Below are 839 nucleotides of genomic sequence, written 5' to 3' on the forward strand. Positions count from 1 at the left end.
TCTCCTGTAGAGTTTGAACGGCGCTACGCGCAACGAGGGTCTTGAGTGTCTACGGAACCCTGGGCGTATCAGGGTCTACTGGGCGCTCGATGCCAACACTGGGCAGACCGTGTGGTCGACGCAAGTCGGCCCCGGCGGTACCAACGGCGGCATCGAATGGGGCTCCTCGGTGGACCCGTTCAAGTCACGTGTCTACGTCGCCATCAACAATAACCTGCATAGCAGCTACACGCTGGCGCCTGGCAATACCCAGACCTGGAACGCCGGCTCGTGGGCCGCGCTCGATGCAGCCACCGGCAAGATCGTCTGGCAAGTCAAGGTCCCGGGCACCGATCCGGTCAATCCCACATTCGGTGCAGGTGGTCGTGGCCCCTTGGCCTCCTCGCCGGGGCTGGTGTACGCAGGCTCCATGTCCGGGGCGATGAACGTGCTCGACGCACAAACCGGCGCTACCCTGTGGAGCTTCGATGCCGGCGGTTCGGTCGCCAGCGCTCCGGCCATCGTCGATGGTGCGGTGTACTGGGGCGCAGGCTACAGCCGCTTCAACTTCGGCACCGGGGTCAACAAGCTGTACAAATTCGTCCCCGCAACGATGCAACAGCATCACTGAGCACGAGTAACCCAGCCTCTACAGCAAAACACATGCAGCCCCTCCTGTGCAGGCAGGAGGGGCTTTGCATTCGTCATCGCGTGCAGCGGCTGATTCGCTCGGAAGGGTTGCGTGCGAGCGAACGTGATCCAGAACACGCAATCGCTCTAGCATCGTCCCTAGAGCGTGTTATGAACTTTGAAGTAGAGACGTTGCATTTCCAAGCATGAGCATTGAGAAGACGACGAAG

At 61.0% G+C, this 839-nt stretch carries 1 pseudogene; it reads left to right on the forward strand.

Annotated features, from left to right (window positions below):
* Positions 1–73: 73 nt before the first annotated feature.
* A pseudogene (locus tag XALGPE39_RS00005) lies at positions 74–610 on the forward strand (PQQ-binding-like beta-propeller repeat protein); the annotation flags it as partial.
* Positions 611–839: the final 229 nt, after the last annotated feature.

Origin of the sequence: Xanthomonas sp. GPE 39, from assembly GCF_000963005.1 — a bacterium.
In the GTDB taxonomy this organism is placed as follows: domain Bacteria; phylum Pseudomonadota; class Gammaproteobacteria; order Xanthomonadales; family Xanthomonadaceae; genus Xanthomonas_A.